The 22,625-nt window shown below is 68.8% G+C and carries 21 protein-coding genes, 1 tRNA gene and 1 pseudogene; 7 read left to right on the forward strand and 16 right to left on the reverse strand.

What is annotated here, in order from left to right; translation table 11 throughout:
- Positions 1-117: 117 nt before the first annotated feature.
- The 4 genes from DMC61_RS32420 to glp all read right to left on the reverse strand — a co-directional run bounded on the left by DMC61_RS32420 (position 118) and on the right by glp (position 3,179).
- A tRNA-Ala gene (locus DMC61_RS32420) sits at positions 118-190 on the reverse strand.
- Positions 191-262: 72 nt separating this feature from the next.
- Positions 263-1,075 carry a gephyrin-like molybdotransferase receptor GlpR gene (gene glpR, locus DMC61_RS32425; RefSeq protein ID WP_125694024.1) on the reverse strand — a complete coding sequence of 271 codons (813 nt, stop codon included), beginning with the start codon at positions 1,073-1,075 and terminating at the stop codon, positions 263-265.
- A gap of 161 nt (positions 1,076-1,236) precedes the next feature.
- Positions 1,237-1,908: a GNAT family N-acetyltransferase gene (locus DMC61_RS32430; RefSeq protein WP_063273173.1), complete on the reverse strand. Its 672-nt coding sequence runs from the start codon at positions 1,906-1,908 to the stop codon at positions 1,237-1,239.
- Positions 1,908-3,179: a gephyrin-like molybdotransferase Glp gene (glp, locus tag DMC61_RS32435; RefSeq protein ID WP_125694025.1), complete on the reverse strand. Its 1,272-nt coding sequence runs from the start codon at positions 3,177-3,179 to the stop codon at positions 1,908-1,910. Before glp ends, DMC61_RS32430 begins: the two co-directional genes overlap by 1 nt.
- A 218-nt stretch (positions 3,180-3,397) precedes the next feature.
- Between glp and DMC61_RS32440 the strand changes: the two genes are divergently transcribed.
- Together DMC61_RS32440 and DMC61_RS32445 are read left to right on the forward strand one after the other, a co-directional pair.
- A complete protein-coding gene (locus tag DMC61_RS32440; protein WP_125694298.1) occupies positions 3,398-3,970 on the forward strand; it encodes a 5-formyltetrahydrofolate cyclo-ligase in 573 nt (190 codons plus the stop codon).
- Positions 3,971-4,001: 31 nt separating this feature from the next.
- Positions 4,002-5,375, forward strand: coding sequence for a UTP--glucose-1-phosphate uridylyltransferase (locus DMC61_RS32445; protein ID WP_125694027.1), 1,374 nt, complete (start codon positions 4,002-4,004; stop codon positions 5,373-5,375).
- On the opposite strand, the gene DMC61_RS32450 is transcribed toward DMC61_RS32445, so the two are convergent.
- From DMC61_RS32450 to DMC61_RS32475, 6 genes are all read right to left on the reverse strand, one after another.
- Positions 5,372-6,094, reverse strand: a complete 723-nt coding sequence (locus DMC61_RS32450) for a bifunctional 2-polyprenyl-6-hydroxyphenol methylase/3-demethylubiquinol 3-O-methyltransferase UbiG (RefSeq protein WP_125694029.1) — start codon at positions 6,092-6,094, stop codon at positions 5,372-5,374. The genes DMC61_RS32445 and DMC61_RS32450 overlap by 4 nt on opposite strands.
- On the reverse strand, positions 6,087-8,267 hold the full coding sequence (locus DMC61_RS32455) for an MMPL family transporter (protein ID WP_125694031.1): 2,181 nt from the start codon (positions 8,265-8,267) through the stop codon (positions 6,087-6,089). Before DMC61_RS32455 ends, DMC61_RS32450 begins: the two co-directional genes overlap by 8 nt.
- A 110-nt stretch (positions 8,268-8,377) precedes the next feature.
- A complete protein-coding gene (locus DMC61_RS32460) occupies positions 8,378-8,647 on the reverse strand; it encodes a hypothetical protein (RefSeq protein ID WP_125694033.1) in 270 nt (89 codons plus the stop codon).
- Positions 8,644-8,985 carry a metalloregulator ArsR/SmtB family transcription factor gene (locus DMC61_RS32465; RefSeq protein WP_125694035.1) on the reverse strand — a complete coding sequence of 114 codons (342 nt, stop codon included), beginning with the start codon at positions 8,983-8,985 and terminating at the stop codon, positions 8,644-8,646. The genes DMC61_RS32460 and DMC61_RS32465 overlap by 4 nt, the downstream gene beginning before the upstream one ends.
- Positions 8,986-9,013: 28 nt before the next feature.
- The gene (locus DMC61_RS32470; protein WP_125694037.1) at positions 9,014-9,769 is read right to left on the reverse strand and encodes a GNAT family N-acetyltransferase; all 756 of its coding nucleotides are present in this window, start codon (positions 9,767-9,769) and stop codon (positions 9,014-9,016) included.
- Positions 9,770-9,946: 177 nt separating this feature from the next.
- A complete protein-coding gene (locus DMC61_RS32475) occupies positions 9,947-10,681 on the reverse strand; it encodes a DUF2786 domain-containing protein (protein WP_125694039.1) in 735 nt (244 codons plus the stop codon).
- Between the two features lie 94 nt (positions 10,682-10,775).
- On the opposite strand from DMC61_RS32475, the gene DMC61_RS32480 reads away from it, so the two are divergent.
- The gene (locus DMC61_RS32480) at positions 10,776-12,215 is read left to right on the forward strand and encodes an NAD(P)/FAD-dependent oxidoreductase (RefSeq protein WP_125694041.1); all 1,440 of its coding nucleotides are present in this window, start codon (positions 10,776-10,778) and stop codon (positions 12,213-12,215) included.
- Here the strand turns inward: DMC61_RS32480 and DMC61_RS32485 are convergent.
- From DMC61_RS32485 to DMC61_RS32495, 3 genes are all read right to left on the reverse strand, one after another.
- Positions 12,203-12,760, reverse strand: a complete 558-nt coding sequence (locus DMC61_RS32485; protein WP_125694043.1) for a TetR/AcrR family transcriptional regulator — start codon at positions 12,758-12,760, stop codon at positions 12,203-12,205. The two genes, DMC61_RS32480 and DMC61_RS32485, sit on opposite strands and share 13 nt — an antisense overlap.
- Positions 12,739-13,539 carry an SGNH/GDSL hydrolase family protein gene (locus DMC61_RS32490; RefSeq protein ID WP_125694045.1) on the reverse strand — a complete coding sequence of 267 codons (801 nt, stop codon included), beginning with the start codon at positions 13,537-13,539 and terminating at the stop codon, positions 12,739-12,741. Before DMC61_RS32490 ends, DMC61_RS32485 begins: the two co-directional genes overlap by 22 nt.
- A 67-nt stretch (positions 13,540-13,606) precedes the next feature.
- Positions 13,607-15,088: a helix-turn-helix domain-containing protein gene (locus tag DMC61_RS32495; RefSeq protein WP_125694047.1), complete on the reverse strand. Its 1,482-nt coding sequence runs from the start codon at positions 15,086-15,088 to the stop codon at positions 13,607-13,609.
- Between the two features lie 105 nt (positions 15,089-15,193).
- On the opposite strand from DMC61_RS32495, the gene DMC61_RS32500 reads away from it, so the two are divergent.
- Both DMC61_RS32500 and DMC61_RS32505 read left to right on the forward strand, forming a co-directional pair.
- Positions 15,194-16,717 carry an aldehyde dehydrogenase family protein gene (locus tag DMC61_RS32500; protein ID WP_037340578.1) on the forward strand — a complete coding sequence of 508 codons (1,524 nt, stop codon included), beginning with the start codon at positions 15,194-15,196 and terminating at the stop codon, positions 16,715-16,717.
- Positions 16,717-17,100, forward strand: a complete 384-nt coding sequence (locus tag DMC61_RS32505; protein ID WP_125694049.1) for a DUF779 domain-containing protein — start codon at positions 16,717-16,719, stop codon at positions 17,098-17,100. The genes DMC61_RS32500 and DMC61_RS32505 overlap by 1 nt, the downstream gene beginning before the upstream one ends.
- Here the strand turns inward: DMC61_RS32505 and DMC61_RS32510 are convergent.
- Positions 17,054-17,626: a TIGR03086 family metal-binding protein gene (locus tag DMC61_RS32510; protein ID WP_125694051.1), complete on the reverse strand. Its 573-nt coding sequence runs from the start codon at positions 17,624-17,626 to the stop codon at positions 17,054-17,056. The two genes, DMC61_RS32505 and DMC61_RS32510, sit on opposite strands and share 47 nt — an antisense overlap.
- 39 nt (positions 17,627-17,665) lie before the next feature.
- Here DMC61_RS32510 and DMC61_RS32515 point away from each other — a divergent pair.
- Positions 17,666-18,360: pseudogene (locus tag DMC61_RS32515) on the forward strand (MOSC domain-containing protein).
- Positions 18,350-18,961, forward strand: a complete 612-nt coding sequence (locus tag DMC61_RS32520; protein ID WP_125694053.1) for a TetR/AcrR family transcriptional regulator — start codon at positions 18,350-18,352, stop codon at positions 18,959-18,961. The pseudogene DMC61_RS32515 and the gene DMC61_RS32520 overlap by 11 nt, the downstream one beginning before the upstream one ends.
- 49 nt (positions 18,962-19,010) lie before the next feature.
- Here DMC61_RS32520 and DMC61_RS32525 read toward each other — a convergent pair whose 3' ends face one another.
- Together DMC61_RS32525 and DMC61_RS32530 are read right to left on the reverse strand one after the other, a co-directional pair.
- Positions 19,011-20,591, reverse strand: coding sequence for a family 20 glycosylhydrolase (locus DMC61_RS32525; RefSeq protein ID WP_125694055.1), 1,581 nt, complete (start codon positions 20,589-20,591; stop codon positions 19,011-19,013).
- 109 nt (positions 20,592-20,700) lie between these two features.
- A complete protein-coding gene (locus DMC61_RS32530) occupies positions 20,701-22,608 on the reverse strand; it encodes a propionyl-CoA synthetase (RefSeq protein ID WP_125694057.1) in 1,908 nt (635 codons plus the stop codon).
- Positions 22,609-22,625: the final 17 nt, after the last annotated feature.

Consider the following 22,625-nt stretch of genomic DNA (forward strand, 5'->3'; position numbering starts at 1 on the left):
CGTCGGGTTTCGCGGTCCGATCGAAGGTTCTTCACGCTCGTACAAGATTCGTACAAGCCGACTGCGCGACAACTAAAAAGGGTCTTCCCAATTCCTTGGGAAGACCCTTTCGAACTGTGGAGCTGAGGGGAATCGAACCCCTGACCTTCTCGATGCGAACGAGACGCGCTACCAACTGCGCTACAGCCCCTGGTGAAGCTTGCCCCTGCGTTTGAGGCTCCATGAGCTTAGCAGTGGCTCTGGAGGCTCAAACGCAGGGGGGTCACTCTCCGGAGGCCCGCCGGAAAGGCCTGGTCCCGGGCTCGTCGAGCTCGTGGAAGGCCGGGTCCTCGTCGTCGAGGTCGACGACGACGGCTTGGCGCCGGAGGCGGGACATCGGGGACGGCTTGCGTTCCACGACGGCCGGGCGTTCGGTGGCGACGACCTCGATGTCCTCACGGGACTCGTGCGCATCGTGGTCTTCGTCGATCGCCGGGCGGCGCGGGGCGCGGGTGTTGTTGAAGCGGGCGAGGCGGCGCTGCCGGATCTCGTTCTCGATGCGGACCTGGCGGCGGAGGTACACGAGGTAGCCGATGAGGACGGCGTCGACGACACCGTTGGCCCACCAGACCGTCGGGGTCAGGAAGCCGGCGACGGCCGCGGTGGTGACCACCAGCACCAGGAGCGCGATGACGACCCGCTGCCGGAACGCGTACTTGGCGCGGGCGGCGATGTCCGCCGCTTCCGGGTCGAATCCGCCCCGGCCGGGCCGGTAGCCCGTGCCTTGGCGTTCTCTTTCCGGGCGAGCCGTGTGCGAGGGCTGGGGAAGCGGTTCGGCTTCCGGTGCCTCGTCTTCGAGGTCGGCGTCGAGCTCCGCCTCGAGTTCGGCCAGGTCGTCTTCTACCGATGGTTCCGTGTTTTCCGCCATCGCGAACTCCTCCGGTCCCTCGTGGCGTGTGCTCCCGCTCCGCACGACTCGCGCCGCCAAGGCCGAGTCCGTCGTCCGTGCGACCTGCTGGCGCTTGCGGGCGACCATGGGCACGAGAACGACGAGCCATGCCGCTGCGAGCGCGACGATGATCAACGAACTGGGCATCTCCCGTCACCTCCCCCGATCCACTGCTGTAGTCACGCTAGCCACAACAGTCACACACGCCGCGCAGACTCGCCGGTTTCGATCACGGAAAATGCATCACCAAATTAGGTGAATCTCACAGCTTGTGGTAACGCGGTCACCGGAACGGCCCCGTAACGGGGTCAAACGCGCTCCGCGAGGCCCTTCGAGACGAGCCGTGAGACCAGTCCGTCACCGGTCTCCTCCTTGGTGACGGCGTAGCAGAAATGGTCCCGCCAGCCACCCGCGACGTCGAGATAACGTTCGAAAAGTCCCTCTTGCCGATAGCCCGCTTTGGCGAGAACCCGCAGGCTGGGGGTGTTTTCGGGACGGACGGTCGCCTCGAGGCGGTGCAGTCCGCCGAAGTCGAAGACGTGGTCGGTGACGAGGGCGACGGCGCCGGTCGCGACGCCGCCGCGGACGATGTCCGATGACACCCAGTAGCCGATCCAGGCCGATCGGAGCGACGCCCGGATGACGTTACCCACAGTGATCTGTCCGGCGAAGCGTCCATCCACCGTGATGGTGAACGGGAGACATTGACCGCGCCTGGCCAAGCCGCGCAATGCCAGCCACTGGGACGGCCATGACCAATACGCGTTGCGGTCCGGCCATGGCCCGATGCCGGTCGGTTCCCACATTTCCAGGTGCTCGCGGTCGCGCAGCCGGACGCGGCTCCACTCGCCGGCGTCACGGAGGCGGACCGGCCGGACGGCGAGGATCCCGGCGGGCACCCGGAGCGGGCCCAACTTCGCGGGCCAGCCCGGATGCCTGCTCTCGATCGGATACGCGACGCCGGAAATCGGTGCGCCCATTACGCCCGCTGGGCCAGGAAGGTCACCTTGACCTGCTCGCCCGCGGCGACCTCGGTGAGGTCTTCGTCGATGTTGATCAGACAGTTCGCTTCGGCCAGCGACGCGAGCAGATGCGCGCCGGAGGTGCCGAGCGGCTGCACCAGGTACTCGCCGTTGCCCTCGTCGCGCAGCAGTTGCCCGCGCAGGAACCCTTTCCGGCCCTTGGTCGAGGTGATCGGGGAGAGCAGCCGCGCGCCGACGATCCGGCGGTGCGGGTTGCGGGTGCCGCGCGCGGCGCGGATCAGCGGGCGGACCAGCACCTCGAACACGACCAGCGCGCTCATCGGATTGCCGGGGATCAGGAACGTCGGGACCGAGTCGGGACCGAGCCTGCCGAAACCCTGCACGGAGCCGGGGTGCATGGCGACGCGGGTCATGTCGATGTGGCCGAGATCGGACAGCGCGGCGTGCACTTCGTCACCCGCGCTCCCGCCGCCGCCGCCCGCGACGACGACGATCTCCGACATCAGCAGACGGCCTTCGACGACCTCTCGCAGGCGTTTCGGGTCGCCGGGGACGATGCCGACGCGGCTCACCTCGGCGCCCGCGTCCCGAGCGGCCGCGGACAGCGCGTAGGAGTTGACGTCGTAGACCTGCCCGACCGACGGGGTGCGGTCGATGTCGACCAGTTCGTCGCCGACGGAAACGATCGAAACGCGGGGCCGCGGGTAGACCAGCACCTTCGCGCGGCCGACCGCGGCGAGCAGGCCGACCTGGGCCGAGCCGATGGTGTCGCCCTTGCGCACGGCGACGTCGCCGATCTGCACGTCTTCACCGGTCCGGCGCACGTAACCGGCCGACGGCACCGACCGGTGCACGGTAACCTTGGCCTGGTGGCCGTCGGTGTAGGCGGTCGGGATGACGGCGTCGGCGAGCGTGGGCAGCGGCGCGCCGGTGTCGACTCGCACGGCCTGTCCCGGCTGCAACCGCCGCGGCTGGCGGGAACCGGCGGCGATCTCGCCGACCACCGGCAACTGCACCGGCTCCTGGCCCGCGGAGCGGACGTCGACGCTACGCACCGCGTAACCGTCGACGGCGGCTTGGTCGAAACCGGGCAGCGCGTGCTCGGCGACGACCTCTTCCGCGCACAGGAGGCCCTGGGCCTCGGAGATGGCGACCCGGACCGGACGCGGGCGTACCGCGGCGTCCAGCGTCAGGGAGATCTGATCCTCGACGGAACGGAACTGTCCCGCGTCTTCGGTCTCGGCCGCTTCGGCGATGGGTTCCGTCATGGCTGGGGGAGCTCGATCCGTTCGTTCGACCAGGCACACGTCGAAGGCCCGTCGGTGAACTGAAGTTCACCACCGTTACCAGGAGTGATGCGGTCCGAAGCCGCGGAAATCGCCCGATCGGGCAAGCTCCTCGTGGTCCGTGCCGCCGGGGTGGTCGCTGCGCCTGTCATAGGCGTGAAGCCTAACCTGACCACGTGGTCGAGCCCGGCAATGAACACCTGAGCAAAACGGAGTGGCGTTCCCGGATAACCGCCGAACGACGTTCGCAGGTGTCGGAAGAGCATGCGCGGGAGGCGGTTGCACTCGCCGTGGCCGCCGCTCGGCTGCCCGGTGAGGTCGTGTGCGCCTATGTTCCGTTCGGCACCGAACCGGGGTCGACGTCGCTGCTTGATCAACTTCTCGACCAGGGCAAACGGGTACTGCTGCCGATCGTCCCCGACGTGCCGGGCCCACTCGAGTGGGCCGCCTACGAGGACTCGTCGAGCCTCGGGCCGGGACGGCTGCGGGGGTTGCTCGAGCCGACCGGGCGCCGCCTCGGTCCCGACACGCTGGGGACGGCCGATCTGGTGCTGATCCCCGCGCTCGCCGTCGACGACGCGGGCGTCCGGCTCGGCCGCGGCGCCGGGTACTACGACCGGTCGCTCTCCTTCGCCGCGCCCGGCGCGGCGCTGATCGCCGTCGTCCGGGACGCCGAACTCGTGCGCGAGTTGCCCGCGGAACCGCATGACGTCCGCATGACCGGGGTACTGACCCCGGAGCAGGGCCTGGCGCCGCGCCCGGTAATAGACTGACGCCCCGACGCAGTGGTTCAGAAAGGGCACAATGAGCTCTGAAGCGCACCTGTCCGATCATTTCGCCGAAACGCTGTCGAAAATGCGTTCCGCGGGCGCCCACCCCATGGAGCTGGCCGCCCTGCGACGGCGTCTCGAGCAGCTGACCGAACCCGGCGCCGGTGAATTGCCGGGAAACGAACTCGAACCTCTCGATGACATCAGCAGGCTCGTGGATCTGCCGGAGCCGGACGCCGAAGAAGCGCGCCGGGTGCTGGACCGCACCGCCGTCCTGAAGCTCAACGGCGGGCTCGGCACGAGCATGGGGCTCACCGGGCCGAAATCGCTGCTGGAGATCAAACCGGGGAAGACGTTCCTCGACGTCATCGCCATGCAGGTGCTTTCGACCCGGGAGAAGTACAACGCGCGGCTCCCGCTGATCCTGATGAATTCGGCAGGCACGCGCGAACCTTCGCTCGAGTTGTTGAAAAAGTATCCCGATCTCGCCGACGACGTCATCCCGGCCGACTTCCTGCAGGGACGCGAACCGAAGATCACCGCCGACGGACGGCCCGCCGACTGGCCCGCGAACCCGGAGCTCGAATGGTGCCCGCCGGGACACGGCGACATCTACGTCGCGCTCGCGGTGAGCGGGATGCTCCAAACCCTGCTGGCGGAGGGAATCCGCTGGTGTTTCGTGTCCAACTCCGACAACCTCGGCGCGCTCCCGGACGCCCGGATCGCGGCGTGGCTCGCGAAAGAGGACATCCCGTTCGCGATGGAGACGGTGCTCGGCACCGCCGCCGACCGCAAGGGCGGGCATCTCGCGCGGCGCGCCGGCCGGATCGTCCTGCGTGAATCGGCGCAGGTCCCCGACGGGGACGACTCGTTCGGCGATGTCGGCAAATGGCGGTTCTACAACACGAACAACATCTGGGTCGACCTCGAACGGCTGAAGGCGCTCCAGGACGCAGACCCGGCGGCGCCGCATCTGCCGCTGATCGTGAACCGGAAGACCGTCGATCCCGCCGACTCCGCCAGCACGCCGGTGATCCAGCTCGAAACGGCGATGGGCGCGGCGATCGGCTCGGTCGAGGGGGCGCGGGCCATCGAGATCCCGCGGACCCGGTTCGCGCCGGTCAAGACCACCGACGATCTGCTGGTCGTCCGGTCCGACGCGTACGTGCTCGACGACGGCGGGGAGATGGTCCCGGAGTTCACCACCACCCCGCCGGTCGTGTCGCTGAGCAAGGAGTTCTACAAGCTCCTTCCGGACTTCGAGGAGCGCATCCCGGCCGCGCCTTCGCTCAAGGAGTGCACGAGCCTCGCGGTGGACGGTGATGTCACCTTCGGCAAGAACGTCGTCGTCCGCGGCGATGTGAAGATCACCGGGCCGAAAACCATCCCGGACGGCGAAGTCCTCTAGTCCCGCTGGGCGATGAACACGTACTCGCGTCCTGGACGGTCGGGGGCGTCCCGGACGTCCAGGACGCGAAAACCGTGTTCCGCCAGCAAGGACTCCAGGTCTTCGCGTTCGCGGAACCACAACGTCGAGTCCGAGGTGACGACCTCGCCGTCGGAGAACCGATAGCTGTACCGGAACGACACGAACGGGAGGTTCACCTCGGTGACCTCGCGCCACTGCTCGACCTCGCCGACGCCCGGGACGTCGATGGTGTCGTGTGCCGTGTCGGCCGCCCAGTCCTCCCATGCCCGGCGTCCGGGGCGCCGGATCTCGAAGACCAGATGACCACCCGGCACCAGCGCGGCGTGGATGCCTTCGAGGGTCCGGCTCCATTCGTCGTCGGTCAGGAAGACCTGGGCCACGTTCCCGGTCATCACCGCGAGATCGGCTCCCACGTCACCCGCCGCCTTCGCGTCACCATGGATCCAGGTGATCTTCCCTTCCGGGTCCTTGGCCTTCGCGACGTCGAGTGACGCCTTCGCGGGATCGACACCGACGACCTCGATCCCGCGCTCAGCCAGGAGAACGGCCAGACAGCCGGTGCCACATCCGACATCGAGCACTCTCTTCGCCCCGAGTTCGCCGATGATGGCGAGGTAGTGGTCCAGGTCGTCGCGAGCGCCGTCGAAGGCGTCGTAGATCGGGGCGAGCCGGGCGTGGGCGAAGAGCGCGTCAGGCATTCGGCGACGATAGTTCCGGTACGCGTTCCGGAGCCACGGATTTACGGCCGCGCCGCCAGGCCCGTTCTCCCAGCAGCGCCAGGAAAGCGGGCAACAGTACGCCGCGGACCAGTGTGGCGTCGATCAGGACGGCGACCGCCATCCCTACCCCCATCATCTTGTACTCGATCGCGCTCAACGTGATGAAGACGCTGAACACGCCGACCATGATCACCGCCGCGCCGCTGACCACGCCGGCGCTCGTGCCGGTGCCGCGGACGATCGCGGCGATGGCGCCTTCCGCCCGGCGTTCACGGATCCGGCTGAGGATGAAGATGTGGTAGTCCATGCTCAGCCCGAGCAGCAGGACGAACATGAACATCGGCAGCCAGCCGACGACCCCGCCGTACGGGGTGAATCCCAGCAGGGAAGCGAAATGGCCGTCCTGGAAGATCCAGGTGAGCACGCCGTAGGCCGCGCCGATCGACAGCAGGTTCAGCACGATCGACACGATCGCCACCGGGACCGACCGGAAAACCAGCAGCAGCAACACGAACGCCGCCAGCAGGACGAACCCGAAGACCAGCGGCATCCGTTCGATCACCCGGTCGGCGAAGTCGCGGGCATTCGCCGTCCGGCCGGACACGGCGTACTCGACGCCGTCCACCTTCCCGATCGTCTCGGGGAGTACTTCGGTGCGCAGTTTCGCGAGCGCCGCATCGGAATCCGCGTCGCGGCCGGCGCCGGAGAGCGGGACCCGGACGACCACGGCCTCGTCGACACCGCCGACAGCGATGGGTTTGTTCAGCACGCCCGATGTTTCCCCGATCCGCCGTTCGAGATCGGTGATCGCCGACCGCAGGGCCGGGCTGTCGACCGGGCCGCCGTTCTGGGCCGTCAGCACCACCGTGGCGGGGTAGACCACGCCCGGGAAGGCCTCCTGGGTGCGGACGGCGGCGTCGATCGTGGGCATCGACTTCGGCAGGCTCTCCGCCGGTGTCGGGTCCTGCAGGCGCATGCCGAGCGCGGGCAGCGTGAGCAGGATCAGCAACGCGGCTCCCAGCCCGCCCCACAACGCCGGCCGCCGGGTGACCACGCGGGCGGTCGCGGACCAGAACCGCGATTTCTCCGCCGTGGTGCGCCGTTTGCCGGGCCAGGGAATCCGGCCGCGATCGACCTTGTCGCCCAGCAGCGAGAGCAGCGCGGGCAGCACGGTGACCGAGCCGAGGACGGCGAGGCCGACCACGAACGCCGTGCTGATCGCGAGACCGGTGAAGTTGTCGAGCCCGGTGAGCACCAGCCCGCTCACACACAGGACGACCGTGAGCCCGGAGACGACCACGACGTGCCCGGACGTCCGTGCCGCGATGCGGGTCGCGGCGTCGATCGAGTGCCCGCGCGCGCGTTCTTCCCGTTGCCGCCTCAGGAAGAACAGCGAGTAGTCGACGCCGACCGCCATCCCGATGAGCAGGGTGATCACCGTCGTCGCGCTGTTGATCGGAGTGAAGTCGTCGACGACCGACAGGAAGCCGAACGTCGCCGCGACACTCGTGCCCGCCAGCAGCAACGGGACCGACGCGGCGACCAGCGCCCCGAAGACGACCAGCAGGATCACCAGCGTCAGCGGCAGGGAAAGGAGCTCCGAGCGTTTGACGTCCTCCCGGATGCCCTTGTCGACCACGGACGACAGGCTCAGATCCCCGGACTGGCTCAACCGGACCGAAGGATGCCGGGCGACGACCTCGGCCACTCGCGCCGTCGCGGTCTCGAAGTTCGGGCGGATGTCCTTCTCCCCGCCCGCGATCGAAAACCCGACGAGCCCCGACGTGCCGTCCGCCGAGATCCGCTCGGCGCCTCCGTCGGCCAGCGGTGAGCGGACGTCGGCGACCGAGCCGCCCGTGGTGAGCGTGGTGACCAGGTCTTCGGTCGCCCGCCGGAGTTCTTCGTTCGCGGCGAACGGCGGCGAGCCGGGTTCCTTCGCCTCGACGAGGACGTTCTCGCGCAACGGGTCGAAGGTGTTCTGGGTGTTCAAAGCGGTCTGGGCGCGGCCGGACTCGCCGGGATCGGTGCTCCGGCGGCTTTCACCGTCCAGCAGGATTCCCGACAGCAGGGCGACGGCCACGAGGGCGACCCAGCCGACGAGGGTGACCGCGCGATGCCGGATGGACCAGGCGGCGGTCTTTTCGGGCAGCATGAACTACAGTCCTTTACGTGAAGGAGTGAGATGCCTCGGGCGAGGTTTTTGCTTCTTCTTTCCTGGGCCGTCGAGTTGCCGCTCGGCGGCCCAGGGTCTTTCACCGGTGGTCAGTCGACCTCCTTGAGGATCCGCTCGACCGTGCCCACGCTCTTCTGGAGATCCGCGAGACGTCCGTCGAGTTCGGTCAGCTTGCGTTCGGCCTCTTCCTGCGCCTGGACGGCTTTCTCGGCGAGCCTGCGGTATTCCTGCTCGCGCGCGAGCGCGCCCCTGGCCCGGATGGTCGCGCCGAACTGCCACACGACCACCGTGATCACCACGGTGAGGAACACGAAGATGCCGATCAGCCCGGCGACCTCCTGCCATTGATGCCAGTTCACGATCGTTCCCCCTCGTCACCCGGTACCGGTGTGCTCAGCGTCGTCGCCGCGGCGGCGATGGTCTCCGGGCTCAGCTCGACCAGGAACGGTTTCACCTCGTAGAACTTCATCGCCTTCCCGTCCTCCGACAGCTCCAGTTCGGCCGACACGAGCCCGGCCGCCTCCAGTTTGCGCAGGTGGAGCTGCAGCAGCGCCCGGCTGATGCCGAGCTCTCGCGCCAGCTGGCTGACATACGCGCGCTCCGCACGCAGTGCCGCGACGATCCGCAGCCGGTGCGGATTCGCCAGCGCCCCCAGCAGCCGCAGCAGCTCGTCGCCGGACGGTCCGGTGGCGGTCATGCCGAGCTCCTGCACATGCCAAAGAAATCTAGCAGGTGCTGGCTTCGTCTACCAGGTGCTCGAGCCAAGCGTTCGGCTCCGTGTAGACGCCGACGTCCAGCGCCGAGGAGGCGAGCACCGGCGCGATCCCACCCGGCACGGCCGTGAGACCGTCCTGGAGTTCGACGCCGGTCCACGCCTGCCACTGGGCGAAGGTGCCGGTGACCGTCATCGCGAACGGCGCCACCTTCACGAACCGGGCGCCGAGCCGTTCGTGCGTGCGCAGCCACGGATCCTCTGGCAGCCCATCCGCGCGACGGCGGGCGACGTAGTCCTCAAAGGACAGTTCTGGTTCGTTCTCCTTCCCGGCCGGACGAACCGGCACGACGAGTTTGCGCATACCTGTCTCCGAAGCGCGCTTCTTCAACGCTTCCAAGGCTTTTGTGGCCAGGCCGCCGCCACGGCGGCCTGGCGCGACCATCACTTCGAGTGCGATCAACGTATTCGTCTCACGGGAGCTCAGCAGGTCTTCCGCGGCCCAGATCAGGGCGGCGTCCCAGCCGTGGTCCGGCAGCTCCGGGCGTTCGGCGGTCGGGAAGCCGACCGGGACGGCGGCGGTTCTCGCGACGGGAACACCGTCTTCCAGCAGTACGAGGAAGTATTCCGGCCAGCGGGCGGCCAGGTGGGACGACTTCGCCAGCAGGCCCGCCAGGCCGTGCTGGAGGAATTCGCCGCCGACGCCGCCGAGGGCGAGCGCGGGCTCGCGCAGTTCGGGACGGGTGGCCAGGTCTTCGATCACGATCATGTCCTCAGTAGACCCGAGGACACGCGATTCTCACGAGGCGGTTTTCCGGCAGGGGAAGACGACGATCACGACGCCGAGGTGGGCCCGACGGTGCCCTGTCACTTACGGTGGTTCGGCGGAACTTCGATCTTCACGGTGCCTGCGAAGGTCAGGCGTGTGCAGCGGATGCGGTACTGATCAGCGCACCGGCAGCGCGCGGCGCCGTCCGGCGATTCCGGTGGTGTTGAGGTTGGCGCGCTCGCCGGCGGAGTGACCGTCGAGGTAGCCGCTGCCGGACAGCCGCCTCGGCGGAGCTGAGCGCAGATCGCCGTATTGCTCATCGTACGCCTGTTTGACCATCGCCGTCCGATCCCGGATCACCAGTTCGGCCGAGCGGTGACCGGCGGCGGCCGTATGGGTCCTGGCCGCGGTGTCCTCACTGTTGCGAAGCCGTTCGTAGACCGCGCCGGAGAATCCGTGCAGCCACGTCCGCCGGTACGCGGCCAGCGATTCGCCCGCGAACACGCGGTTCTCCGGACGGACCCTGGTCAGCTGGGTGGTCGCCTGCAGCAGCAGGCTCGTGTACAGCAGTTCCGTCCGCTCCAGATCGGAGCGGAAACCGAACACCGTCACCGCGGTGACCGATTGGCCGAGCCGGTGCAGGAGGGCCCGGCAGCGCAGCGGATGCGCGATGTTGGTGAGCAGCCCCGCCTTGTCCCGGCTGTACGGGTTGTCGATCGGGATCTTGACCTGGGTGATCTCGTCGGCGGTCGCCCCGGAGGCGGCCAGCAACGCCTGATCGATGCCGTACCTGGCGATCAGTTCGGCGGCCTTGGTGTTGTACGACTCGGCTTCGGCCTCGGTGACCGCCGGGTCCTCCGCCTTCGCGAGGAGTTTCCGGACGCGCGCGAGCAGCGTGTCATGGTCGGGCATGGTCCTCCTTCCTGATTGGGTTGGAGCGGATCAATCTAGGAGAGAGGTCCGACAATATTCGGGCGATCGGTCCGGATCCCGGTGAGGGGGCGGTATGTCGGTCGACGTGTCGGTGGTCGGTTCCGGCCCGAACGGGCTCGCGGCGGCGGTCCTGCTGGTCAGGGTGGGACTGACGGTCGAGGTGCACGAGGCGGCGGACGAGATCGGCGGCGGGACACGCACGGCTGCGCTGTTCGACGACGAGGTCCGTCACGACATCTGCGCGACCGGGCATCCGCTGGCCGCGGCGTCTCCGTTCTTCCGCTGGTTCGGCCTCGCCGAGCACGGTGTCGACCTTCTGCGGCCGGAGATCGCGTACGCGCATCCCCTTGGCGGTGACCGGGCCGGTCTCGCGTACGAAGACCTCGACCGGACCTGTGACGCCCTCGGCGCGGACGGCCCCCGGTGGCGCCGCCTGATGGGTCCGCTGGCCGAACGCAGCCGCGAAGTGGCCGACCTGATGCTCGGCGACCTTCGCCATCCGCCTCGCGATCCGCGAGCGGCCGCCCTTCTCCCGGCCAGGATCGCGTTGCTCGCGTCCGGTTCGGAGTGCCGCCTGTTCACCAGTCCGGAAGCGCCCGCGCTGCTCGCCGGGGTTTCCGCGCACGTGATGAGCCGCCAGCCCTCACTCGCCGCGGCCGGCGCGACATTGCTGCTCAGCCACCTCGCGCACGCGACGGGCTGGCCGATCGCCCGCGGTGGAAGCCAGGCCATCACCGAGGCACTCGCCGCCGATCTCCGTGCGCGCGGCGGACGGATCCACACCGGCAGCCGGATCACCGACCTGCGGCGATTGTCGAAGTCGCGCACGGTGATCCTCGACATCGCCCCGCGTGGTTTCCTCGAAATCGCCGGCGATCTGCTGCCGCCGCGATACCGGAAGGCGCTGGAGGCCTATCGCTACGGACCCGGCGCGGCGAAGGTCGACTTCCTGGTGTCCGAGCCGGTTCCGTGGGCGGCGCCGGAGGTCGGCAAGGCGGGCACCGTCCATCTCGGAGGCCCGCGAGACGCGGTGTACGCCGCCGAAAACGCCATCGTGCGCGGGGAAGATCCGGACGACCGGTTCGTGCTCGTGTCGGATCCGATGGCGATCGACCCGTCCCGCGGGTTGCCGGGCAAGCGACCGGTGTGGGCGTATTGCCATGTGCCGCATGGGGATCCGCGAGACGTCACCGATCTCGTCCGGCGGCGCATCGAACGGTTCGCGCCCGGATTCTCCGACACGATCCTGGCGAGCCGTTGTGTCACCGCGCCGGAATTGGCGGCTTACAACGCGAACTACCCCGGCGGCGACGTCGCGGCGGGCGCGGTGAATCTGCGGCAGGTGCTCGGCAGGCCGGTGGCCCGGTGGAATCCGCATCGGACTCCGCTCGGCGGTGTCTTCCTGTGCTCGGCCGCGACGGCCCCTGGCCCCGGCGTGCACGGGATGGGCGGCTGGTACGCCGCGAAATCCGTGCTGGGGAAGGATTTCGAACGCGTGGTTCAGGCCAGGTAGGCGTCCAACGTGACGGCCAGCGCCCGCTCCGGTGACGGCGCGAAGCTCGCGCCCGCCAGCCCGCCCCAGAGCCACAACTGGGCGAGGCCGTGCAGCGACGCCCATAGCGACGACGCGAGCAGCCGCGGATCGGTCGCGGGATGCCAGCCGCCTTCCTGCACGTCCTCGACCAACGCGGCGAAGAAGTCGAACACCGCGCTGCTCACCCGCGTGAGCTCGGGATCGTCCGGATCGATGAGATCGCGGCGGAACATCAGCTCGAACATCGCCGGATTGGCCAGCGCGAAATCGAGATAGCCGTGGCAGGCCGCGATGAGCCGCTCTCGGGGTGTCCCGGCCGGCAGGTCGGCGCCGCGTTCCAGCAGCTCGACGTAGCCGCGGGTGGCGACCGCTGAAAGCAAGGCCGCGCGGCCGGTGAAATGCCGCAGCGGCGCGCCGTGCGAGACGCCCGCGGCCTTGGCGATCCCGCGCAGCGTCACGGCGCCGACGCCTTCCTCGGCCAGCAGGGTCGCCGCGGTGTCGATCAGGCGGGTTCGGGCGCCCACGACCGGGTCTCCTCGAGAACGGGCAGGAGGTCGGGACGTTTCGGCAGGAAGCCGTCGCCCGGCTGGCGGCCGATGAGCCGGTTGCGGAACCGGCTGACCGCGACCGGGAAGACCTCCCTGGTCAGCCAGCGCACATCCGCGCGCAGGCCGGGACGTCCGGCCGAACCGGGCAGCGGCGCGAGCCAGGCCGGGTCGTGGGTGACGTCGAGCTTGCCGAGCACGTGCCCGGCCAGACGCCGGTGACCCTGTTCGGACAGGTGCAGCCGATCCGGGCCGAAGTAGCGGGAATCGTGTGCCGCGTCGTCCGGCCAGAGGTCGACCAGCGTCGCGCCGTAGCTGACGGACGCCTCGCGGACGGCGTCGTTCAGCGCGACGATGCGCGGGCGCATGCGGTGCCCCATCGGCATGCGGTGGGAGATGTCGCTGAGGGTGAAGGTGACGACCCGCGGCGCGATCTCGGTGCAGGCGCGGATGGCCGTGTCGACGCGGCGGGCGACCGTGCGCGCGTCCCAGCCCCGGCTCATCACGTCGTTGCCGCCGCCGAACAAAGCGATCAGATCGGGCTGGAGCCTGGTCGCCGCCGGGGTCTGCTCGGCGTGGATCTGGTCGAGCCTGCGCCCGCGGACCGCGAGATTGGCGTAACGGAAACCGGGCTCTTCCTCGGCGAGCCGATGCGCGACGAAGTCGGCCCAGCCTCGGTAGAAACCGCCCGACGGATGCGGATCGGCCAGCCCTTCGGCGCAGCTGTCGCCGAGCGCGACGAAACGTTGGTAGCCCATCCAGATCTCCGTAACCGCGAGTTCACCTTGTAGACACTGTCTATCAAACTGATGTAGACGCTGTCTACTAGCGGTCGAGACGGTTCCGATGGGTGAAGGCGACGGCGCGCCGCGGATCGCCGTCCGGGAGCACCCGGCACAGCGCGTCGACGATCTCCAAGTCGTCGGCGCCGCACGGGGTCTCCCAGTACGACCACAGCGCCGCCGCGTCCCCGCTGCCGAGCACAACCCGACGGACCGACGCGGTGACGGCCTCACGCTCCTCGCGCACGGCGGGCGACTCCGATTCGGCCAGCAGCGGACCGCGGAACGCCTCCGCCGCGGCCGTGACGTCGCCGCGTTTGAGTGCCGCGCGGACCCGCAGGAAGTCGGCGTCCACGTCGGCGGACAGCCGGTACGGCCGCGTCTGCACGATGTCCGAGCCGAGTTGCGTCCGAAGCCGGTGGATCTCCGCGCGCACGGTCACCGGATTGCCGCTCTCGCCGTAGAGCAGCAGGGCCAGACGCTCCGCCGAGAGGCCGCCGGGGTTCAGTGCGAGCAGCGTGAGGATCTCCGCGTGCCGCAAGGTGAACGGCACCTCGCGACCGTCCACTGTGGTCGATGGTGGGCCGTCGGTGAGGAACTCCAGCGCCAGCCGCGGACGCCGCGAAGCACCCCGGTTCCGCAGGCGCAGCAGGTAGCCCTCGCTCAACGGCTCGACCGTGCCCAGCCGCCCGTCGGGCAGGGTGACCGCGCCGCCGCCGGGCCGGATGTCCACAGTGGAGGGAAGGTCGCCGCAGGATTCGGCCGCCAGCACGCGGCCCTTCGCCGAGAGGAGGGCGCCCGGCGCGCCGCGCAACGCTTCCAGATGAGTCATGTTCGCGGCCCGCAGCCGCTCGTCGCGCATCGCGAGCCGGGCCCGCAGCTGGCCTTCGGCGAGCTGGGCTGCCGCCGTGACCAGCGCGAGCATCGCGGGATGGACCGTCCGCAGCGGACCGCTGACGTCGATCGAACCGAGCAGCGCGCCGGTCTCCGGATCGCGCACGGGCGCCGCCGCGCAGGTCCAGCCGTGATAGGTCCGCACCAGGTGCTCGGCCGAGTAGATCTGCACCGGCTCCCCGGTGGCGAGCGTGGTGCCCATCGCGTTCGTCCCGATGACGTCCTCGCTCCAGCGTGTGCCTTCGGCGAGCATCACGTCGTCCGCGCGCCGGAGCACGCCCGCGGCGCCTTCCCGCCACAGGATGTGCCCGGCCGCGTCGGTCACGATCATCATGTGCTCGGCGTCGTCGGCGATGCTCACCAGCGTCTGCCGCAGGATCGGCAGCACCGGCGCCAGCGGATGCTCGTCGCGCAGCCCGTTCACCTCGCCGGAGTCGTAGACCAGCGGGGCGACGCCGGTGTCCGGATCGACGTGCGCGGCGAGCGAGCGATTCCACGAGGCGGACACGATCGACCTGGGGGAACGCGGCGCGGGAACCCCGGAGAGGACGGCGTCGTGGACGTCCTTCAGCAGCCGCGCGTACGCCTGAGGGTCACGCGGCGACGACTCTCCAGCGGGCCGCTCTGCCACGTTTCCGAGAATAGGTGACCGGGCTCACTTCGTTGCAACGTGCGTGCAACCTCACCCGCCCTAGCTTCGCCGTCATCCGTCACCCCTAGCGATGAGGCAGGAAAGATGGCCAAGTACGCGGCACCGAACACCGAAGGCAGCGTCGTCAGCTACGAGTCGCGCTACGACCACTACATCGGAGGCGAGTACGTACCGCCCGCGAGCGGTCAGTACTTCGAGAACCCGACCCCGGTGACCGGACAGGTGTTCACCGAGGTCGCCCGCGGCACCGCCGCCGACATCGACCGCGCGCTCGACGCGGCCGAGGGAGCGGCCGCGGCGTGGGGCCGGACGTCGGTGGACGAGCGCGCGAACGTGCTGCTCCGGATCGCCGACCGGATGGAGCAGAACCTCGAAGCGATCGCCGTCGCCGAATCGTGGGAGAACGGCAAACCGGTCCGCGAGACCCTCGCGGCCGACATCCCGCTGGCCATCGACCACTTCCGTTACTTCGCCGGTGCCCTGCGCGCCCAGGAGGGCGGCATCTCCCAGATCGACGACAACACCGTCGCGTACCACTTCCACGAGCCGCTCGGCGTCGTCGGCCAGATCATCCCGTGGAACTTCCCGCTGCTGATGGCGGTCTGGAAGCTCGCGCCCGCGCTGGCCGCCGGCAACGCGATCGTGCTGAAGCCCGCCGAGCAGACCCCGGCGTCGATCCACCTGCTGATGTCGCTCATCGGCGACCTGATCCCGCCGGGCGTGCTGAACATCGTCAACGGTTTCGGCGTCGAGGCGGGCAAGCCGCTCGCGTCGAGCAATCGGGTGCGGAAGGTCGCGTTCACCGGCGAGACCACCACCGGACGGCTGATCCTGCAGTACGCCAGCGAGAACATCATCCCGGTCACCGTCGAACTCGGCGGCAAGAGCCCGAACATCTTCTTCGATGACGTCGCCGCGGCCAACGACGCGTTCTACGACAAGGCGCAGGAGGGGTTCGCGCTCTTCGCGCTGAACCAGGGCGAGGTCTGCACCTGCCCGTCACGGGCGCTGATCCAGTCCGGCATCTACGACCGGTTCCTCGGCGACGCCGTCGAGCGGGTCAAGAAGATCAAGCAGGGGCACCCGCTCGACACCGAGACGCAGATCGGCGCACAGGCCTCGAACGACCAGCTGGAGAAGATCCTTTCCTACATCGACATCGGTCAGAAGGAAGGCGCGAAGATCCTCACCGGCGGTGAGCGCAGCGACCTCGGCGGCGAACTGTCCGGCGGGTACTACGTGCAGCCGACGGTCTTCGAGGGCGACAACAAGATGCGGATCTTCCAGGAGGAGATCTTCGGCCCGGTCGTCTCGGTGGCCAGGTTCGACGACTACGCCGACGCGCTGAAGATCGCCAACGACACGCTGTACGGCCTCGGCGCCGGTGTCTGGTCGCGCGACGGCAACACCGCCTACCGCGCCGGCCGTGACATCCAGGCGGGCCGGGTGTGGGTCAACAACTACCACGCGTACCCGGCGCACGCGGCCTTCGGCGGCTACAAGGCGTCCGGGATCGGGCGCGAGAACCACAAGATGATGCTGGACCACTACCAGCAGACCAAGAACATGCTGGTGTCCTATTCGGACAGTGCGCTCGGGTTCTTCTGATGGCCGAGCGGGTCGGCTTGACACCGGCCGCCGCGGATCTGCTGCGGCGGCTGGTGTCACGCAGGGGACCGGTGATGTTCCACCAGTCCGGCGGATGCTGCGACGGGAGCGCCCCGATGTGTTACCCGGCGGGCGAATTCCGCACCGGGGCGTCCGACGTCCACCTTGGTGACCTGAGCGTCGACGGAATCGACGACGTTCCGGTGTGGATGTCGGGTCCCCAGTTCGAGTACTGGAAGCACACGCATCTGACCATCGACGTCGTCCCCGGCCGGGGGAGCGGATTCTCCTTGGAGGCGCCCGAAGGGGTCCGCTTCCTGGTCCGGTCGAGGTTGTTCAGCGACGAGGAGTCGGCTGAGCTGAACGGCCCAGCAACGCGATGAGCCGTGCGCCCGGCCCGGCGTCCGGCGGTGCCTCGACAGCGTGGTCGAAGGCGCCGCCGGGCCCGCGCACCGGTTCGACGTCGGGATAGCGGCTCGCCACCTTCAACGCGGCCGTCGCGAGTTCGTCGTCCCAGCGGTGCTCACGGCCCAGGGCGGTGTTGAGATCCCAGTCGTGGGTGAGCGTGTCGACGAACAGCACGGCCATCGCGTTCTTTCCGGGGAGCGGGCCGAAGTTGCCGAAATCGAAGGTCTTCTCCAGCGCTTCGGTGTCGAAGGCCGCGAGGAACTCGGCGGAGCTCTCTTCGTAGGACTTGGCGAGGTCGTCGTCGGCCGACGGCCGGGTCTTCATCGGGTGGCCGGTCGCCTCCGCGGTGCGGGAGTCGTGCCCCTCGATCAGGTGTTTCACGATGTCACGGACGGTCCACTCGGCGCAGGGGGTCGAGCGGTCCCAGTCGTCCGCGCCGATTCCGGCGATCGTGTCCTTGGTTGCTTGATGGGCCCGGGTGGTGAGTGCGATGAGATCCATGGCGGCAATGTATACGAACGGTCGTGCTATCTTCTAGGTGTGAGCACTCTCGAAGTGAACGAGGTCTTCGTCGGGCGTCCGTCCGTGCTGGGGACGAAGCGTGACGTGCCGGTGTACAGCGCCATCGCGAAATCGCGGGTGGAGACGCCGTTCCTGGAATTGGACGAGATCAATCTGGCCGGCGACGACCAGGCCGATCGCACCGTCCACGGCGGTGTCGACAAGGCGGTGTACGTCTATCCGGCGACGCACTACGCGGCCTGGGCGGAGCAGGGGTTCCCGGTGTCGGCGGGGATTTCGGGGAGAACGCCTCGGTGACGGGCGCCGACGAGTACGACGTCCGGGTCGGTGACGTCTGGGCCTGGGGAGACGCGCTGGTCCAGGTCTCGCAGCCGCGGACGCCGTGCTTCAAACTCGCGATGAAGACCGGGCGCAAGGACGTCATCCCGGCGATGATCGATTCCGGTCGCAGCGGCTGGTACCTGCGGGTGCTGCGGACGGGCGTGGTGCCCACGTCGGGACGCATGACGCTCGAAGAACGCGATCCGGTGAATCCGACGATCGCCGAGGTGTACGTCGCGTCGTTCACCAACGTCGCCCAGCTCGACGACGAGCGCCGGGACGCGTACTGGGCGCTGCTGGACCGGGTGCTCGCGGCGCCGGCGCTTTCCCGGCAGTACCGTGACGGCCTGGCATCGGCGAAGAGGCGGCGAGAGGAACGGAATGCCGGTTGACGGCCGGGTGGCCCGCGGTGACGCGACGAGGCGGATCGTGCTTCGGCGCGCCGTCGACATCGCGTCCGTCGAGGGGCTCGACGGGTTGTCCCTCGGCAGGCTCGCCACCGAACTCGAATTGAGCAAATCCGGGGTGTTCGCCCTGTTCGGTTCCAAGGAGGAGCTGCAGCTCGCGGCGGTCGAGACGGCGAGCGCGATCTTCGCGGAGAACGTCGTCGAGCCGACGCTGGAGGTCGAGCAGGGGATCGCGCGGTTGCGCGCGTTGTGCGCGAACTGGCTCGACTACTCGGAACGCCGCGTGTTCCCGGGCGGCTGTTTCTTCTTCAACACCGGCGCCGAATTCGACGCGCGGACCGGCCGGGTGCACGACGCGGTCGCGAACGCGAGCCGGGCCTTCGCCCAGTTCATCCGGTCCACCGCGATCGAGGCGCGGAAGGCCGGGCACCTGCGTGAGTCCGTCGACGTGAACCGGCTGGCCTTCGAACTGAACGCGCTGGGGCGGGCCGCGAACGCCGATTCGGTGATGTTCGGCGGTACCGAGCCGTACGCGCTCGCTCGGGCCGCCATCACCGCCCGCCTCGACGCCGCGGCCGTGCAATGAACGGTCCGTTCCTTGCAAATTTCGCGAGGAACGGACCGTTCATGGCGCGCTACTTCCAGTCGACCTGCGCGGACCGGTAGAAGTCGATGCCCTGCTGAACCCACCGCGGGCTCTGCTTCGCCAGCCGGAGCCGATAGGCGTCCCAGGTCCGGGAATCCTTCGGCGACCACCCGATCTCGGCGTAACCCGGCAGCCTCGGGAACGCCATGAACTCGATGTGGTCACTGGTGATCAGCGTTTCCGACCACAACGGCGCCTCGACGCCGATGACGTTCTTCTCCGTCACACCCTGCAGGTACGTGGCCGGATCCCAGTCGTACCCGGTCTTGACCTCGATCAGGCCGGCCCAGCTGAGCCCGAGCGGCGTCCCGGCGTGGTACTTCATGTCCAGGTACGCCTTGTTCGCGGGCGACATCAGGATCTTGTTGCCCCGGGCCGCGGCCGCGGCGACGTTCGCGTCGGTACCCGTCGTGCCCCAGAACTGCGGGACGGCCGAAACCGGCGGGTTCGTCTTGGCGATGTCGTGCCAGCCGGTGATCGTCTTGCCGTACTTCGCGACGATCGGGTGCACCTTCGTGGCGAAGGTCTGGTAGTCCTCCGGGGAGGTCGAGTGCGCCTCGTCGCCACCGATGTTGATGTACTTCCCAGGGGTGATCGCCGACAGTTCGCGGATGACGTCGTCCACGAACTTGTAGGTGATGTCCTTGCCGATGCACAGCGAGCTGTAGCCGACCTCGATGTCCGTGCGCGGCGGTATCGGCTTGCCGTCGCAGTTCAGTTCGGCGTAGGAGTGCTGGGCCGCGTTGGTGTGCCCCGGCATGTCGATCTCGGGAACGATCGTGATGTGCCGCGAAGCCGCGTAGCGCACCAGGTCCTTGTACTGCTCCTGCGTGTAGTAGCCACCGGGAGCGCCGCCGACGGCTGTCTGGCCGCCCACGGTCGCCAGCTTCGGCCAGCTCTTGATCTCGATCCGCCAGCCCTGGTCGTCGCTCAGGTGGAGGTGGAGATTGTTGATCTTGTACTGCGCGATCTGGTCGATGTACAGCTTGACCTGATCCGGCGTGAAGAAGTGCCGGGCGACGTCGAGCATCGCGCTGCGGTAGCCGAAGCGCGGGTAGTCGAGCACTGTGCCGCCCGAGACCACCCACGAACGCTTCTTGACGGTCTTCGACTCGATTTCGGACGGGAACAGCTGGCGTAGCGTCTGCACGCCGAGGAACAGGCCCTCGTCGGTGTTCGCCTTCAAGGTCACGCCGGAGGGCGACACCTTGAGCTGGTAGCCCTCGCTGCCGACGCGGCCGCTCGCGTGACCGGTTTCGAGCGAGATGGCGGGGCCGCCGCCGCGGTGGCCGCTGACGACGGGCAGCCGGTAGCCGGTGGCCGGCCGGAGCAGGCCTGCCAGGTACTCGGCGACCTGCTTGCCTTCGCGGTCGGTGCGGATGACGGTCGCGGGGCTGAGGCGGAAGTTCGCGCGGGGGTCGGGTTTCGCGTCGACCGGCGCGGGGACGACGTCGGTGACGGTCCGTTCGGCCTTCGCGTGCTGTCCCGCGCTCGCCGTGGCGGGCAGCCCGAGCGTCACGAGGCTCAGGACGGCCACGCCGAGCACGGTTCTGGACAGGCGTTTACTCATGGAGCACCTCCGGTCGGGGTACCTGGAGACTCTCTGCTTCTAGAGGTATAGACCAATAGGGCAAACACGACAACACCCGATCGGACCAGTACGCCGTACCGATCACCGGTCACTCGCCGCGCAGAACCGCTTTCAGGGCATCGAGAACGCTCGCGTCCTCGATCGTCGAGGGCACCTGTTCGTCGCGGCCGTCGGCGATCCCGCGCATGGTCTTGCGCAGGATCTTCCCGGACCGCGTCTTCGGCAGCGCGTCCACAATGGACACGTCGCGGAAGGCGGCGACCGGGCCGATGTCGCGCCGCACCAGCGCGACCAATTCGGCCTTGAGGGTCTCGGCGTCGACGTCGGTTCCCGACTTCAGCACCACGAAACCGCGTGGAAGCTGCCCCTTCAGCTGGTCCCGGACCCCGATCACGGCGCATTCGGCGACGGCGGGATGCGACGCCAGCACGGCCTCCATCGAACCGGTCGAAAGCCGGTGCCCCGCGACGTTGATGACGTCGTCGGTGCGACCCATGACGAACAGATAGCCGTCTTCGTCGACGTATCCGGAGTCACCCGTCAGGTAGTGGCCTTCATACCGCGAAAGGTACGCCTCGCGATACCGCTCGTCGTCCTGCCACAACGTCGGCAGCGATCCCGGAGGGAGCGGCAGTTTGATGGCGATGGCGCCTTCGCGCCCGGCGGGCAGGGGGTCGCCCGCCTGGTCCAGGATCCGCACGTCCCAGCCCGGCACCGGTTTCGTCGCGGAACCGGGTTTCACCGGCATCGGTTCCAAACCGCGTGGATTCGCCGCGATCGGCCAGCCGGTCTCCGTCTGCCACCAGTGGTCGATCACCGGCACGCCGAGCTTGTCGTGCGCCCAGTGATAGGTCTCCGGATCGAGTCGTTCACCGGCCATGAACAACGTCTTGAATCCGCTGAGCTGGTATTTTCCGATTTCGATGCCGTCCGGATCGACCTTCTTGATCGCTCGTAGCGCGGTCGGCGCGGTGAACAACGCCTTCACCTCGTGATCGGAAATGACGCGCCAGAACGCGCCGGCGTCCGGGGTTCCGACCGGTTTGCCCTCGTACATGACCGTCGTCGCCCCGATCAGGAGCGGCGCGTACACGATGTAGGAATGGCCGACGACCCAGCCGACGTCGGACGCCGTCCACCAGACGTCGCCGGGCTGGATGTCGTAGATCGCGCCCATCGACCAGGCCAGCGCGACCGCGTGCCCGCCGGTGTCGCGCACGACGCCCTTCGGCTTCCCCGTGGTGCCGGAGGTGTAGAGGATGTACAGCGGGTCGGTGGCCGCGACCGGTACCGGATCGGCGGGGGAGGCCTTCGCGACCAGCTCGGCCCAGTCGGCGTCGCGCTCACCCAGCACGGCGCGGGCGCGCTCCCGCTGCAGCACCACGACCTTGTCCGGCTGGTGGGCGGTTCCAGAGAGCGCCTCGTCGATGATCGGCTTGTACTCCACGATCCGCGTCGGTTCGATTCCGCACGACGCCGCGACGATGACCTTGGGTTTCGCGTCCTCGATCCGCGCCGCGAGCTCCTTCGGCGCGAAGCCGCCGAAAACGACCGAATGCACCGCGCCGAGCCGGGCGCACGCGAGCATCGCGACCGCCGCTTCGGGGACCATCGGCATGTACACGATGACGCGGTCGCCCTTCCCGACGCCGAGGGAGGCGAGGGCGCCGGCGAAGCGCGCGACTTCGTCCAGCAGTTCCGCGTAGGTGAACCGGCGAACCGAATCGGTGACGGGCGAATCCCAGATCAGCGCGGGCTGCTCGCCGCGGCCGTCCCGCACGTGCCGGTCGAGTGCGTTGAACGCCGTGTTGAGCTCGCCGTCCGGGAACCAGCGGTAGAAGGGCGCCTTCGACGCGTCGAGTGCCTGCGTCGGCGTGCGGGTCCAGTCGATCGCCTGCGCGGCTTCGAGCCAGAAACCCTCCGGGTCTTCGAGGCTCCGCTGGTACGACTCGGCGTGCATCGAATGCTCCTTCGCGTTCGGGTACCGGACCATCATGGACTTCCGGACCGGCC

Origin of the sequence: Amycolatopsis sp. WAC 04169 (assembly GCF_003947535.1) — a bacterium.
GTDB lineage: Bacteria > Actinomycetota > Actinomycetes > Mycobacteriales > Pseudonocardiaceae > Amycolatopsis > Amycolatopsis keratiniphila.